This window comes from Leptospiraceae bacterium (assembly GCA_016708435.1).
Taxonomy (GTDB): Bacteria; Spirochaetota; Leptospiria; order Leptospirales; family Leptospiraceae; genus UBA2033.
The window spans coordinates 23,638-39,445 of the sequence record JADJFV010000020.1 but is presented as its reverse complement, the minus strand read 5'-3'; the positions used below and the strand labels follow the sequence as shown (position 1 = coordinate 39,445).

The 15,808-nt window shown below is 35.5% G+C and carries 12 protein-coding genes and 1 pseudogene; 12 read left to right on the top strand and 1 reads right to left on the bottom strand.

Annotated features, from left to right (window positions below):
* The first annotated feature begins 452 nt into the window (after positions 1-452).
* From IPH52_18215 to IPH52_18160, 12 genes and pseudogenes are all read left to right on the top strand, one after another.
* The gene (locus tag IPH52_18215; GenBank protein MBK7056946.1) at positions 453-824 is read left to right on the top strand and encodes a hypothetical protein; all 372 of its coding nucleotides are present in this window, start codon (positions 453-455) and stop codon (positions 822-824) included.
* A 601-nt stretch (positions 825-1,425) separates the two neighbouring features.
* Positions 1,426-1,941: an adenylate/guanylate cyclase domain-containing protein gene (locus IPH52_18210; GenBank protein MBK7056945.1), complete on the top strand. Its 516-nt coding sequence runs from the start codon at positions 1,426-1,428 to the stop codon at positions 1,939-1,941.
* Positions 1,942-2,059: 118 nt separating this feature from the next.
* Positions 2,060-3,163, top strand: a pseudogene (hflX, locus tag IPH52_18205) (GTPase HflX).
* A 139-nt stretch (positions 3,164-3,302) separates the two neighbouring features.
* The gene (locus IPH52_18200; GenBank protein ID MBK7056944.1) at positions 3,303-3,944 is read left to right on the top strand and encodes a hypothetical protein; all 642 of its coding nucleotides are present in this window, start codon (positions 3,303-3,305) and stop codon (positions 3,942-3,944) included.
* Positions 3,932-5,236: a hypothetical protein gene (locus IPH52_18195; protein ID MBK7056943.1), complete on the top strand. Its 1,305-nt coding sequence runs from the start codon at positions 3,932-3,934 to the stop codon at positions 5,234-5,236. The genes IPH52_18200 and IPH52_18195 overlap by 13 nt, the downstream gene beginning before the upstream one ends.
* 75 nt (positions 5,237-5,311) lie before the next feature.
* A complete protein-coding gene (locus IPH52_18190; protein MBK7056942.1) occupies positions 5,312-5,935 on the top strand; it encodes a response regulator transcription factor in 624 nt (207 codons plus the stop codon).
* Positions 5,936-5,944: 9 nt separating this feature from the next.
* Positions 5,945-7,063, top strand: coding sequence for a hemerythrin family protein (locus IPH52_18185; protein MBK7056941.1), 1,119 nt, complete (start codon positions 5,945-5,947; stop codon positions 7,061-7,063).
* Positions 7,064-7,250: 187 nt separating this feature from the next.
* Positions 7,251-8,699, top strand: coding sequence for a hypothetical protein (locus tag IPH52_18180; GenBank protein MBK7056940.1), 1,449 nt, complete (start codon positions 7,251-7,253; stop codon positions 8,697-8,699).
* Position 8,700: 1 nt separating this feature from the next.
* Positions 8,701-9,924, top strand: a complete 1,224-nt coding sequence (locus tag IPH52_18175; protein MBK7056939.1) for a hypothetical protein — start codon at positions 8,701-8,703, stop codon at positions 9,922-9,924.
* A gap of 91 nt (positions 9,925-10,015) precedes the next feature.
* On the top strand, positions 10,016-11,287 hold the full coding sequence (locus tag IPH52_18170; protein MBK7056938.1) for a hypothetical protein: 1,272 nt from the start codon (positions 10,016-10,018) through the stop codon (positions 11,285-11,287).
* Positions 11,288-11,297: 10 nt separating this feature from the next.
* Positions 11,298-12,500 (top strand): hypothetical protein, encoded by a 1,203-nt coding sequence (locus IPH52_18165; GenBank protein MBK7056937.1) that lies wholly within the window; start codon positions 11,298-11,300, stop codon positions 12,498-12,500.
* Between the two features lie 29 nt (positions 12,501-12,529).
* The gene (locus IPH52_18160) at positions 12,530-13,678 is read left to right on the top strand and encodes a FecR domain-containing protein (GenBank protein MBK7056936.1); all 1,149 of its coding nucleotides are present in this window, start codon (positions 12,530-12,532) and stop codon (positions 13,676-13,678) included.
* A 106-nt stretch (positions 13,679-13,784) separates the two neighbouring features.
* Here the strand turns inward: IPH52_18160 and IPH52_18155 are convergent, their stop codons facing one another.
* A complete protein-coding gene (locus tag IPH52_18155; GenBank protein MBK7056935.1) occupies positions 13,785-15,494 on the bottom strand; it encodes a hypothetical protein in 1,710 nt (569 codons plus the stop codon).
* Positions 15,495-15,808: the final 314 nt, after the last annotated feature.

The window sequence follows — 15,808 nt, the reverse complement described above, 5'->3', positions numbered from 1 at the left end:
AATGTTTTACACAACACCTGGTAGTTTGCTTTCAATTAGCTACTCTTTGAAAACGATTGTCTGGATAGATTCGAATCAATGAATGTAAAAATACTTTCTCCAATCATCTCTTTTTGTTTTCTTTTTATACTTATGAGCCAGTTCCTAGACAGACTGTACACCCGAAAAATTAAAGTGTTGATTATATACTTCTGTGACCTGATTCCTATTATCTTTTCACAACAAAGATACGTCTATAGACGAAATTTTGAAAACTGAAAATCCAAAGAATTTTGTGAAAGAATAACACCGATTATCCGAACTTTGGAATTCAGAGTCAAGAGCTTTGGATAAAGTAATTGGTTTGAATCAAAGTGTAGATTCAGTAATGGAAGCTGCCACTCCTTTGATTTCCAATATCCGATTTTATCAATATTGTGAAGGTGCACAGGTTGCATTTTATCAGTCAGGAAATGAATTTTTCGAGTGAAATACTTCCAAGTCATCCTAATTATCAATTCCCGATTAAGCATTCTTCTGGAGAGTGTCAGTTTTATTTAGCATTGCAGTCGAATGATTCTCTAACGGTTCCTTTATTTTATTGGGAAAAGACTGCTTTACAAAAATTTGACATTATCCGTCATTTGCTTTTTGGTTTATTTTTTGGATTAATGATTTCATTGGCGTTGTATAATTTTTTACTTTTTTTATCGATTCGAAATCGAGCTTATCTCTGGTATGTATTCTATATTTTAACTTTTACTATTTTTTATCAAAGAGCGTTTATGGATACTTTGCGTTTCTTGTTTGGATCGATTATTGACAATGGAATTTCTATTGCGTAATGTTACGAGTATTTTACTCCCTTTTTGCCTATTCTCTTTGGAAATCAATTTTTGCAGATAAAACAGATTAGCCCCAAATTATCAAAATTGATTTATTCGTTGTTTATATTTTGGAGTCCTTCTTTTGTTCCAATCAAATTTCTAAACATAAGCAAGGAATTACCATCGCAAATATATATCCTGGACTGCAATCAATACGATAGTCGTTGCCATTTTACGTTAGCTGCGTTCGGGCCATATAAGCCTGCACTTATTTTTGCAGTTGCTTGGGACGACACTTCTTATTTCAGTTAGCTTTTCCTTGCGGAAAATTTAGGTTTGTTCCCGGAAATGCATTTACTCATTATGGACAAATCTTCGGAGTTCTAGTTTAGAAGCGTTTTACTTTCTCTAGCACTTGGCTTTCGAGTCAATGATTTGCGGATCAAAGAAGCAGAAGCTAGAGAAAATTTTTGATAAAGAAAGAGAAGCATTTGAACTGGAGAGAGCCTATACAAAATCGATGCAAGGTTTGTGCCAGAACAGTTCTTGAAAAATCTAGACAAAGAAAATATTTTACAAGTAAAAAAGGAGATGCAAAGTCTTTAGAGATGGCAGTTTTATTACCGACATACGCGGATTTACCTCACTTTCCGAAACGATAGCGCGGACCAAAGAAACTTTTGCTTTTTTAAATCGCTATTTAGAAATCATGGAGCCTATCATAGAATCCAAAGGTGGATTCATAGATAAATTTATAGGGGATGCAATCATGGCATTATTCGTAGAACCAGAAAAAGCTCTCGAAGCAGCCATTGCTATGATGGAAGTTACTAAAGAACAAATCTTGCCCGATGGCTCTAGACTTAAAACGGGAATTGGAATTCACTTTGGAGAATTAATCTTAGGCACAGTAGGTTCAGAGAATAGACTTGAGACAACCGTTATTGGAGACACTGTCAATCTGGCCAGTCGAATTGAATCTCTGACCAAACAATACTCCGCCGAAATACTTGTATCTACAGATGTAATCAAACACCTACCTAATGCAAAGTATAAGTGGAAGGAGTTGGACTCCTGTAACGGTAAGAGGAAAATCAAAACCTGTTTCCTTATTTCAATTCATTGGATAGTTTGAATAGCTTTCTTGAATTATTTTATGAATAGTTCTGAGTGTAAACTGTGAAAGCAGAAGAAAATGAAAAGCAATTTTAATTGGAGTAAATATTAAAGACCAAACTGACTTTCGGGAATCAATGGAAGAGCTAAAAAATTTAGCAATTGCTCGCGGGTTGTTGGTTGTAGGTGTATTAGAGCAAAATCTAAAATCGGTTCATCCTGCTCATTACATTGGTGCGGGAAAGGTGGAAGAAGTTCGTTTGCTCTTAGCGGAAAATAACGGAAATGTTCTTATTTTTAACAATGAACTTTCTCCTTCTCAACTTCATAATCTAGAAACAGAATTAGGTTGTAGAATTTTAGATAGAACCACTTTAATCTTAGAAATATTTTCCGAGCGTGCAAAAACAAGAGAAGCAAAATTACAAGTAGAAGTGGCTAAGCTGCCAAAATTTCGGAACTAAATCATGAGTTGGAAGCCCTTTCTAAAGAAAGAGAAACACAACGAAAAAAAAGAAAGAAGACAGATATTTCATCTATCGCATTGGTTGGTTATACAAATTCTGGCAAATCTACTCTTATGAATGCAATGGTTGAAACCTATAAAAAACCGGAATCTAAAAAAGTATTAGAAAAAGATATGCTTTTTGCTACTCTTGAAACATCCGTCAGGAGTATTTATCTTCCGAATCATAAAATGTTCTTTTTTATCTGATACGGTCGGTTTTGTAAGTGATCTTCCACATGAGCTAGTAAAAGCATTTCGCACAACGCTCGAAGAAGTGATTGAAGCAGATTTACTTTTACATCTTGTAGACTACTCCAATCCAAATTATAAAAAACAAATCAAAGTCACAACCGATACGCTAAATCAAATCGGTGCGAGTCATATACCTGTTATCTACGTCTACAATAAGTCTGAGCTTACAGATATAAGTATTCCAACTGCACAAGAAGACAGAATCTATTTGTCTGCTAAAAATAGAACTGGAATCAGTGAATTAGTTGAACTGATAGAAAAACAAATATATAAACTTTATATTGAATGTAGCATCCTAATTCCCTATAGCGATGGAAGTGTTGTTTCTTATTTGAATGAGCATGCAATTGTAGAGTCCGTTGAGCATAAAGAAGAAGGGACTTTTCTTACCTTGCAATGTAAGGAATCTGATTTTCATAAATTGAACCAATATGTAAAGACAAACAACGATTTGCCTTTAGCTGCTCTCGAAGAAAGCTGAATAGGGAAGAGTTATATAAAAATAGATGCAAATTTTTCGAAATAAAATAAGACTAATCCAAATTACTCTACAAATTCTTTGTTTGCTTTCAATTCTTTTTATTCTTCTGGGTTGTGTTGACAAATCTTCCCAAGTTCAGATGAAAGCCACAAAAGGAGAGCTTGATCTGAGTCAATGGGATTTTGATAAAGATGGCACAGTCACCTTAGAAGGAGAATGGGATTTTTATTGGAATCAATTTCTCTCTTACGAAGAAATCATTGAGAAAAAAAGAAATATCGATACATACCTAAAAGTTCCTGGTGTTTGGAAAGACTTAAAAGTCGGCAACTCGGTATTACCCGGTGATGGATATATTACAATTCATCTTCTTGTTAAACTTCCCAAAGCTTTCGAAAATCTAGCAATTAAAATTCCTGAAATTGGCACAGCCTATAAGATATGGATAAATGAAACACTGATTCACGAAGGTGGAAAAATTGGTAAGACCAGAGAAGCAATGACCGCTTTTGTTATACCCGAAGTAGTTTCTTTAAATTTATCCACGGAAAAAGAAATTCATATTACAATACAAATATCGAATTTCATGGATAGAACGGGTGGAGTATGGGGAGATTTTTCTTTTGGAAAAGCTTATGAGATTTACCGCATAACCAATATTATCTTCTCTCTGGAGACGATGGTGTTTGGTGGACTCTTTATTATGAGTGTCTATCATTTTGGACTTTTTCTGATTCGAACGCAAGATAAAAGCACTTTATTTTTGGATTGTTCTGCCTAGACTTTGGTATACGCACTCTAATAGTTGGTCAGAAAATACTGATTTATACATTTCCTTTTTTGCCATTTGAGATAACTTTCAGAATAGACTATTTAACTGCTTATCTAGCATTTCCTTTCTTTATCTCCTTTCTCTACTATTTGTTTAAAGAAGAAACGAACAGAAATTATATTCGAATCACCTGGATTTGTTTCTTTTTTCTCTGCCTAACGGTGATTATTCTTCCACATTTTGAATACACTCAATTTCTAATTCCATATGAATTGTATGTGTTATTTTCGATACCTTATATTATTTATGTAAACCTTTCTGCAATTCGAAACAAAAGAGTTGGATCTATCAGTTCATTTATTGGTGTGCTCATTCTTGCCGGTGGATCGATTACAGATATGCTTCATATTGAGCATATTATATTCTGGCATTTTCTATTCCCTTTTACTTTGTTTGGATTTCTATTCTTTCAATCTTTTTCTCTATCTATAAAATTTTCGAAAGCATTTACTCTTTCTGAAAATCTGACTCTTGAGTTGACGCAAAAGACAAATTCTCTCACTACAACAAATAAAGAATTGAATGAATTAAAAACGGATCTTGAAGAAAAGGTTCAAGAAAGAAGCATTGCATTAGAAGAAGTCTATCGAAAAAATTATTATGAAATACAAAGAGCGTCTTCCTTAGAAAAAGAACTCGCTGTGCAAAAAGAAAGACAGAAGATATTTGTTGACATTCACGATCATATGGGTTCGAATATTTTAGATTTGAAAAAATCCTTGAGTGAACTTTCGCAAACTACTTCTAACAAATCAGACAATTTAGACAAAGCAAAGCAAGCCATTTACAAGCTAGAAGACAATCTTAGAATGAAAATGTATTCTATCGAAGACTTGGAAATACTAAGAAAAGACCCACTCAATGGAATTCGTCTATTGGTAATTCGACGTTATGCGACATATGATAGGGAGATTAATTTCTTCTGTGAAGAAGCACTCTATGATATTACAGAGAATAGATTTTCCAACAAACTAATCGAAGTTCTATTTTCTATTTCACAAGAAAATGGAACGAATGATTTAAAATATGGGTATGGTCTTTCGGAATGGAAATTTTTTAGATATAAGGAAAACTTATGCTTAGAAATTATCAGCCCAACGAGATATACAATCGATCATAAAGGTGCAGGTAATGGAAAAAGAAACATTGCGATTCGGTTACGTGAAATTGGCGGTTACGACCTTTATTGCGAAGATAAGGATAAGTTTCATTCTCGTTTTTATTTTCCTTTTTTTACATAGAAATGTAAGCTTTTGAAAAAGTACGCTGTTTTGCGTATTGCTTTTTCTTTAGAACAATGTATAGTTTAACCTAAGATGAATTCAGATTGTAAAATTGGAATTGTAGAAAATGAGGAATTTTTTAGAGCTCGTCTGAAAGAAGAACTTTTGGAGTATCAAAGTATTTCTATTTGGAAGAATGCGGAAGATTGTTATCGGGATAATAATCTCCAGAGTCTAGATATTCTGCTTGTAGACATTGGTCTTCCTGATATGAGTGGGATTGATTTAATCAAGTTAGTCAAAGAAAAATTTCCGGCTCTAAAAATACTAGTCATCTCAGGTATTTCATCCGATGACACCATCTTTCAGGCTCTACAGTTTGGGGCTAATGGCTACATTTGGAAAAATGAATTGAAAGAATTAAAATCCTGCGTTGAGGATATTTTAAATGATGGCTCTGTCATGTCGCCCTCGATTGGAATTAGAGTCTTACACTTTTTTCGTTCACGCTTATGCCCTACAGAAGAAATACTTAGCTTAAGAGAAAAACAAGTTTTAGAACTTATTATATCGGGAATGAAAAACAACAAGATTGCATTTCAACTTGGTATTTCCGAAGGCACCATACGAAAGCATATCAATAACATCTATAAAAAACTTCACGTTACCAATCGAGTCGAGCTAATGAAAAAAGCCTCTGAGATGGGATACTTCTAGGTAACCGCTATGCAAAAACTAAACACACAGATTCTCGAGCCTCAATTAAAAATGGAAGAAACACTCCGATCTATTTGGAGGGAGAATAATTTTGCTTTAGATATTCCAATCATTGACCTGCATCATACATGGCTTGTATGGTTACTGTTACAATTGGAAAATGAAAGCAAGAAACCTGATTCTCCTGAGTCAATTGAAAGAATAGACTCGATCATTTCTGATTTAGTAAATTTTGTTACGGAGCATTTTTGGGTAGAGGAATGTCTTCTGGATTACGCAGAGTTTCCCGAAACAAAAAAGCATTTGATTCAGCATAGAGGCTTCGTCGAAGAGATTTCGCAAAACATTTCCTACAGGCAAATTAATACGAACGAGCAGATATCTGAATTTATAAGAATCCTAAAAGAGTGGCTGATAAAACATATTTTAGTAGAAGATACAAAATACAAGGAGTTCTTTTTAAAAGAGAGAATAGATACTCGACCATTTTTTGATGACTTGATGAAAAATCAGAAATCAGTTTTGATCAGTAAAGATCAAGCCAATTTATTTAATAGAATCTGTGGTAATGATAATATGGTTGAAGTTATCAGTCGTGATATAGCGACTGACGTTCATAAAATCTGGAAAGCATATTCATTGGGTTTGCATATTCCAACTATAGACACACAACATTTATGGTTGGTTAAAGTTCTTGTTGAATTGGAAAGAGCGAATAGGACTGATAATGCGCGTGATCGAGATATTTTCTTTAAAAAATCTATCCTAGAAATGATAAACTATGCGAGAGATCATTTTCTTATCGAAGAAACAATCATGAAGGAATTTGGTTATCCTGATTATAATAAGCATATTAGAGAGCATAAAAACTTCATCGAGTTTATCAACTTTCGAAACTTGCAAAAGAAAGATGGCGTCGCTTCCGTATACCTTGGTATGGTGAATGATTTAAAGCAATGGCTCATTTCCCATGTTGCTATTGAAGACAAGCAAATGGCTGTTTACCTCCGAGACTCAGTCAAAGAAGTAGAAGAGTTTATCTCGATCAAAACAAATGAAAACATTTTTAGCATTAAACCAGAACATAAAAGATTCTATATTCAAATTCAAAAAATGTTAGAGAGATAAATCTTTCTATATGTAAATAGAAAAGTAATCCTCTCCAATCAGTCGATAGGCGCAATCCTTGTTTTGAAAATGAAACTCATTTTTCGCTTTAATAGTACGCTGTTTGGCGTATTGACAAATCAAAAAAAATTGTTCATTATGAAGGAAAATAACCGCTTACAAATTTGAATAGTAAGCTGGAGATAGCATGAACAAAGAAAGAAATATTTATTCCCGTAGAGACGCACCTTATGTTGCGCCCCAAAGAAGCAACATTGAGTTTTCGTGCGTCTATACGATTGCGTTGGGGTTATTTACAATAATCCTCTTCTTAACAATCCCAATCTTTTCAGATGAGGTTGTAAAGAAAAATGGGACTGTGATAAGTAACGTCAAGGCAACAGTGAAACGTCAAACGATACGTGTCGAGTATGAGAACGGACGAATCGAAGAAAGCAGTAAGAAGGAATTTAAAACGGTAAGAGTAAGACCAATCGTGTGGACAAGTCTACTAGCAGCACTTACCATAGAGCAAAAGAAACTAGAAGAAGAAAAAGAAAAGGAACGGGTAGCAGAGGCATCCGCAGAAGGTAGTGAATGGGAATTTCGTCCAGAGGAAGATCAGATTAGCCCCTGGAAAAATGCTGCATTAGGTCTTATCCCCGGCTATTCGGGATTATACCGCACTAAGAATTACTTTGGTGGTGGGGTTTTTTCTGCTTTGGAGTCACTTGCCCTGTTTAACTTTCTAGATGTAGCAGGCGCTAAGAAGGTTACGGCAAATATACCGGAATATTATCAAACAGTTAATTTTATTCAACTGCAAGTGACTACACAATTGGGATATATTCTTAAACCAAAGGATCCATCATCAACAACTATTAATAATACCAGTAGCTATTTTACATCAGAAAACTTTTCTTATGGAATAATTCCTGACTACATATTATTTGGGACTCGAACTTATAAATATAAAGGAGCTATTAGTGGTAGAGATTTAACCTCTTTCGATGTGCAAGGTAAGACTAATCGTGCTTATTCGCAAGAGCTAATGAATGCTTCTGCATTTCTTGGTGCCATTCTTCTCACTGATAGTGTATTGTCCTATTTTAGTGCGAGTACCTGGAACGAAGGGAATTATACAGGAACAAAATCACAAAAGCCAACCACCCGTTTAAGTCGATTTAGTCGGTCGCTTTTTTTTCCAGGTTTGGGACAAATCTATGGAGGAGATACAATTAAAGGATACTCTTACTTAGCCGTTGGACTTGCACTCTTCGGAAATGTGGCTGCTACGGAGTCTAGTGTGGCAAATACTTTTCGTAATTACAAGGATACTCTGTTTGTTTTCATGCCGACATATTCACTGTATGCTTTTCAATTCAACCCGGTACAGGCATACGCAGTATCTAATTTACTAACAAAAGATAAGCAAGAAGGATTGGCAGATGCAGTAGAAAAACGAAACCAGGCTTGGACATACTTTGGAGTTTTTTGGGCTTGGAATTTGTTAGATGCAACTTTTCTATCAGGAGTGAATAAATTAGATAACAAGATACGGATAACACCGAATATGTCCTATCGAAGCGCACCGGGTGTAGGTGGTAGTTTTCGACTTGAACCTTATTATACGCTAAATCTAACAGTGGAGTTTTAATATGAAATATATTATTTTAATAATTTTATTTTGCAGTTTGACTAGTTGCAGAAATGACGAATTAGACGCAGCGAAACAAAATATATTCGATCCTGCCAATCAAAGTTCTTTTTTGGTTTACAAATTGGCAGCAGATATATATGGAGCAAATTCTTCTGGCTTTAACTCTGGATCATCCAATCAACCTTCGAATATTTTCGGTTACTCGGATAGAATTATTGTAACATCAGATTCTTATTCTTCTACGGCGCCCACTTTTTGGGTTTCGACTAACGGTTCGGATTTTACAAAGTATTCTGTGAAGATAGGAGATTGTGTAGGTGTTCAATCTACTTCTAGTAGTTCGACATCTACAGGCTGTAAAGCTGCATTGGTTGGGTATGACAATGGGAGTTATATGATCTTAGGACAAAAGTTTACCAATTCCACAGGCCCACAAACAACAGACGCACAATACTATGGAACAGGAACCGACTTGAATACAATCACATTAGCAACAACGAATACTGGGACGTATACCGTAAATTCGTATGATGCTAAATTTCTCTATGCAAGCGGGAAATTGTATACTACGGCAAATACGAATGGGGGCAGCGCGGTATTAATCACATCCGATGGAGTTACCTGGAATACATTTGCGAGTCAGTATTGTTCTAGTTTATATCTTGCGGATAACGGTAATCCCGGTTGTGGATTAGTAAAAACATTCAATGGAACAAGCTGGGTAAATGCAGGAACGATAACTGGAGGACTTTCTTTTAACAGTTGGAATTATTCTGCGGTATATATGGATAATGCGTATAGAGCTTGGAACAATAATAACGGAACACTTTCTATTTATAAATCTACATCGGGAACGCTTACAGGAGGGATTACCTTTCCGGCTAACGCAGAAGGAACTGTCAGTATGAATGGCATTACAAATGGAAGTCCAAGTAAACTGGTAAAAACATCAACAGGAGTATACTTACTATTAGCCGGAAACTATATTAACAATGTATTTACCTATTCGGCGATAAGGTCTACAGATGGAACAAATTGGTCAACGATTACTCCAATATTTCCAAGTGATTTAGGAACACTAGCGGGTATGAACGGTTATACCGCATTAGGCGATAAGTTCTATGCTGTGATGGGATTAAAAGCAGCTAATGCAACCTACTATTCATTCTACTTACTTCGCTCCACAGATGGGATTACGTGGACCAAAGTAACGCTACCATAAGAAAGGATTTGAATGGATAAGCATGATAAATTTCTTAAAAAAAAATAGGGGAATCGAATGAAAATAAAGACAGAATAATCGCGTCTCTACAATGACGATAATAATCCTCTTCTTAACAATCCCAATCTTTTCAGATGAGGTTGTAAAGAAGAATGGGACTGTGATAAGTAACGTCAAGGCAACAGTGAAACGTCAGACGATACGTGTCGAGTATGAGAACGGACGAATCGAAGAAAGCAGTAAGAAGGAATTTAAAACGGTAAGAGTAAGACCAATCGTGTGGACAAGTCTATTAGCAGCACTTACCATAGAGCAAAAGAAATTGGAAGAAGAAAAAGAAAAGGAACGGGTAGCAGAAGCATCCGCAGAAGGAAGTGAATGGGAATTTCGTCCGGAGGAAGATCAGATTAGTCCTTGGGGTAACGCAGCATTATCCATTATCCCCGGCTATTCGGGATTATACCGTACTAAGAACTATTGGGGCGGAGGAACTTTTACTCTTTTAGAAACTGTTGCATTTGTTAATTTTCTGGATGTAAGGACTGCGAAAGAAAAACATAAGATTGGAATCGCAGAGGCGTATACTGTAAATGTAACACTACCCTATTGCAGTGGGCAATATGCGTCCAATGGAAATACGCAGTGCTTATTCTTTTCATATACGATTTCAGATATAAGAAAAGGTTATAGTTTAGAGGGAGGTGTAACAGGAAGAACAATCATGCAACAGGGAAATGCGTCAGCAGATACTAAGAGAAATCGTGAAACCTTAGAATCGACTGCAAATGGATTTCTCGTTGCTCTTTTATTAGCAGATGCGTTTACTTCTTATTTTGCGGCGAGAGAATGGAACGAAGGAACATTCAAAGGAGAAAAAAGCCAAAGACCTAGCACTCCCGCACAACGCGCTATTCGTTCTTTATTCTTACCGGGTTACGGACAAATCTATGGTGGGGATAAACTGAAAGGATCTTTATTCTTATCGGTTGGACTTTTACTTGCAGGAAAAACTTATGCAGACGATCAGGCAGTAGAAATTGCGCAGAAGGGTTATGAAAACAATCCGAATGGGTTTATTATTAATATGCCATTCGCTCCTACTCCTGTTAAGTTATATGCAATCAATTCTTATATAGAAGATAGAAAGTTAATTCAAGAAACAAGTAGAAAAAGAGATGAATCACTTGGAGTGCTCTTGGCATTTTGGGCATACAATGTATTAGATGCTTATTTCTTTAGTGGGAAAAACAAAATTATCCCCTCATCTTCTATGAGAATCTATCCAAATTTCAATCCTTATTCTTACACCTATTTAGGAAAGTTTGAACAAAAGTATGAACTCAATCTAGAATTTCAATTTTAGGAGAATTGCTATGAAAAAATATATACTATTATTCCTATTGACTTTACTCTCTATCCAATGTGCGAAGCGAGATTATAAATTCAAAAATCAAAGTGATCCGTTTACTCCGATAGGATTTGTTGCAGACTTAATTATCTGGCCTACGAGTTTTTCTAACGCTAGTAGTGGTTTTAATAATGGTGGCAATGTTGCATCCCCCTCCAACATCTTTGGATACTCAGATAGAATTATTGTAACATCGGATTCTTATTCTTCTACGGCTCCCACTGTTTGGGTTTCGACTAACGGTTCGGATTTTACTAAGTATTCTGTGAAGATAGGAGATTGTGTAGGTGCTTACACGTCTACTGGAAATTCAGGTTGTAAAGCTGCATTAGTAGGTTATGATAATGGGAGTTATATGATCTTTGGACAAAAGGTTACCTTTTCCACGGGTTCACAAACGACAGATGCACAATACTATGGAACGGGAACGGACTTGAATACAATCACATTAGCAACAACGAATACAGGCACGTATACCATGAACTCAGGCAGTTCATTTCTTTATTCAGGTGGGAAATCACATTTTTCAATTAACAGTTCTGCAGGTAATGCACTATTAACCACATCCGATGGAGTTACTTGGACAACAAATACAGGATTTTCCTGCAATTCATTTTATGTTGCGGATAATGGTAATCCTGGTTGTGGATTGAGTAAAACATTCAATGGCACAAGCTGGGTGAATGCAGGAACGATAACTGGAGGACTTTCTTTTAACAGTTGGAATTATTCTGCGGTATATATGGATAATGCGTATCGAGCTTGGAACAATAATAACGGAACACTTTCTATTTATAAATCTACATCGGGAACGCTCACAGGTGGGATTACCTTTCCGATTAACGCAGACGGAACTGTTAATACAGGAATTAATGCACAGCCAAATAGACTAATAAAGACATCAACAGGAATATACTTACTAATAGCTGGAATCTGGAATAACAATGTATTTACGCTCTCGGCTACAAGATCAACCGATGGAACGAATTGGTCAACGGTTACTCCCATTTTTCCAACGGATTTAGGAACTCTAGCGGGTATGAACGGCTATACCGCATTAGGCGATAAGTTCTATGCAGTATTTAGTTTAAAAGTAGGAACATCTCAAAGTCAATATCTGCTTAGTTCCACTGATGGAATTACATGGACCAAAGTTACGCTACCATAAGAAAGGATTTTATATAAAAGGAGATAATAATGAAAAAAGAAAAGGGGTATATGTTGCGTAAGGACTTGATTAATCAAGTCCCTACGCAACTTGCTGGGACAATCATCGTGTGTTGCTTGTTAGCCTTTCTCGCTGGATGTAAAAAGGAAGAGCCAAAAGTAGTAGAGGTAAAGCCAGAATTCAAACCTCAGGGTTTGGTTTTATTTGTTTTGGGCGAAGTCAAGATGGGAGACAAACAATTAAAAGTCGGTGATGCAGTGCACGAAAAAGAATCCATTAAAACTGGAAAAAAAGCTGCCTGTGATATTCAAATCACCGGATTGGATTCAGATGTTACCATAAGATTAAGGGAAAACTCTGATTTTGCGCTATTGGGTTATTTAAAAAAAGAAGTTAAAAATCTACAGTTGAAAATGCTCACCGGAAAGATTCTAGTCAATACGCAAAAGTTAAATACAAAAGAGAGCGTAGAAACGATTACTCCTACTTCTGTTGTTGGAGTAAGAGGAACTAAGTTTGAAGTGGAAATCGGAAAGGACTCTTCTAGTTCTATTTCTGTCTATGAAGGCAAAGTTGCGGCTAAGGTTGTTATACCGGAAATAGAAGCTTTGCCAGAAGATGTGAAAGAAAAAAGTTCCACTCTACAAAAATTAGATGCTTATTTGATAGAAAAAGAAGTAGTGATTGAATCCGGATATACTTCTACCGTTACAAAAAAATATGCAGATAAAGTATTAAAAGATACGGGCATCGGAGAAGTTCTAAAGAAAGCGGATAAGACAAAGTTGACCGAAGAGCTAGACAAAGCAATTGTTCCTGAATCATTTACTGAGAAAACTCAGAAGCTAAAAGATCCAGAAGTCCAAGCTCCTGTAGTAAAAGTGTCTGCCAAAACCTTTGATGAAAAACTAAAAGAATACGATGAGATCATTGCAGTAGAGAAAACAAAACTGAAAGATCAAAAGCTCAAAGAAGAAGAAATTAAAAAACGTATGAAGTCTCCAGAGTTAATGAAGCGTATTGAGCAGATTATGGATAAGAGCGCAGAGACTCTTCTTCTAAAATCAGGTGAGCGCATACAGGGTGTTATCTTCGTAGAAGGTGACAAATACATTGTCCTGACTCCAGAAGGAAGGAAAGAATTTGATAAAGAACAAGTGCAAGACGTTGAGTTATAGAAATTAAAAAAACTTAGTTTACATTATCATTTCTATACAAAAGAAATGATAATGTAAGCTGATTAACGAATAAAAACTTTGAAAATAGCCCTAACGGAGGTTTTGCCTATCCCATGTATCCAATCACAAGAAAGGAACTGTCTTTTCTTTGTTCTACATATCCAACATACGAAACGATAGCGGCTACAAATCCACTCGCAGAAAAGGAAAGGGAATTAATAGAGTATTGTCCGTCAGGTAGTAAAAATTCAGCGATTTGTTTTCTCGCTTCAATATCCCAAATATGAATTACTTCAGCGGCAGCGGATACTAATAGATTACCGTTACTAGGATGTGCTGCAACAATTCTTGTCATCCCTATTCCATCTTCTAACGATAGGATTTCTTCGTGCGTATCAACTTCCCAAACAGAACCGGGAGTCTCGACTGTTCCTGTAAAAAAGTATTTGCCATCCACAGAATAGTCTATCGAACAGAACTGAACTCCTGATATTTCTAACGGATCTAATAATTCACCTGATTCTACATTCCAATTTCTGACTCGACTCCAATCCTGATCTCCCGCTGAAATATTAAGACCATCTGCCGAAAAGGCTAATCCAATGTAACCGTAACCTTCATAAGGGTCGTCATTTTCAGAGCCACCAAAAGTTTTTATCAGTTCGCCGGTAGAGCATTTTCTTAAGTAAATTACTCCTGCCATATCTTGATGACAAATGGCAAATTTCTCATTGTCAAAAGAAATACATAGGGAGGTAGGAAATGTTTGCGTTTCAGATTCCCAGATAAATTTTCCAATTCCTTCAGGTGATATATCATATCTTCTTATAAATCCTAAATCTGATACACATAGAAAAAATTTTCCGTTTTTTGAAATGGAAATCATTTTAACTCCACTTACATTCTCATTCCATAACAATTCGAAATTACTAGAGTCCCAGACAGATAAAACTTCCTCTGTAGCGCATACTATGAATTTTCCACAAGCACAGGCCGCTTTTGGATAGCCCCATATTCCCAAATTTAAGCATTTGATTGTTGAAGCACCAGTTGCATTTTCTTCTAATTTCTTAGCGAATAGTTCCTGTAATTGTTCAGGCACATTGCCGTCTAACCAGGGAACAAAGTTCTTCTCTAAGTCAGGAATATTCTTTAGTTTGCGGATAACAGAAGGTAGACTTTTTATTGGATTATTGAAAATTCCTAAATGGGTAAGCTTTGTTAAATTTCCAATTTCGGGTGGAAGATTTGAAATTTGATTACTAGATAGTTCAAATGAAGTGAGTTCTGTTAAATTTCCAATTTCTGGCGGTAGACTTGTTAATTGATTATTATGAATTTCTAATATAGAAAGCTTTGATAGGTTTCCAATCTCAGAAGGTAGAGATGTAAGCAAGTTGTTGTCTATTTTTAAAGAGGAAAGATTTGTAAACTTTCCAATCTCAGGAGATAACTCTGCAATTTGTAAATTGGAAAAGTTTAACATATGAACTTTCGATTTCAAATTCATTGCCGTCTTACATTGACTTGTTCCAATCAATGATAGGAGCGCATACAATAAATTACCCTCCAATGAACTTATTGAGTCGTCCTCTTGGTCTGTTACTTTAAAAATATCATTTGGAACTAACATCCAATTTTCAAAGTCAGCCATATCGCTTGTGTTCGTATATTTAATTCCAGAAAGCAAGGCTTCTTCTAAGTTTGAATCATTTAGGTCTTTTATTTTATTTAGCATTTCTTTTATCTGTGCTAAATCATCAGTTTGTAAAATTAGTTTTAAATCGGATATTATTTCTTTATACTTATTAGTCATTTATTTTGCCTTATTTTGATATTAAAAAAATGAATAGTATCTTTGCAAGTAACAAACTTAATGATTACTTAAATCAAAGGTAGTTTTACTTTGATTAAGCTTACCTTGTTCGATAACCAACCCGTTCCGCTGAGTAGTTGCTTTAATAGATTTAAAAAGGATATTCACCATTAACCACAAACGAAGGCTTGAACGGTTACTATTTGTATGCCGTCTACGGTAAAAAAAATCACCCTCTCGCTTAAATGATATATCTCACTGCTAGAAAAGCCAATTCGGATATAACTTTTTAACATACTGTGAATCAAAATAGT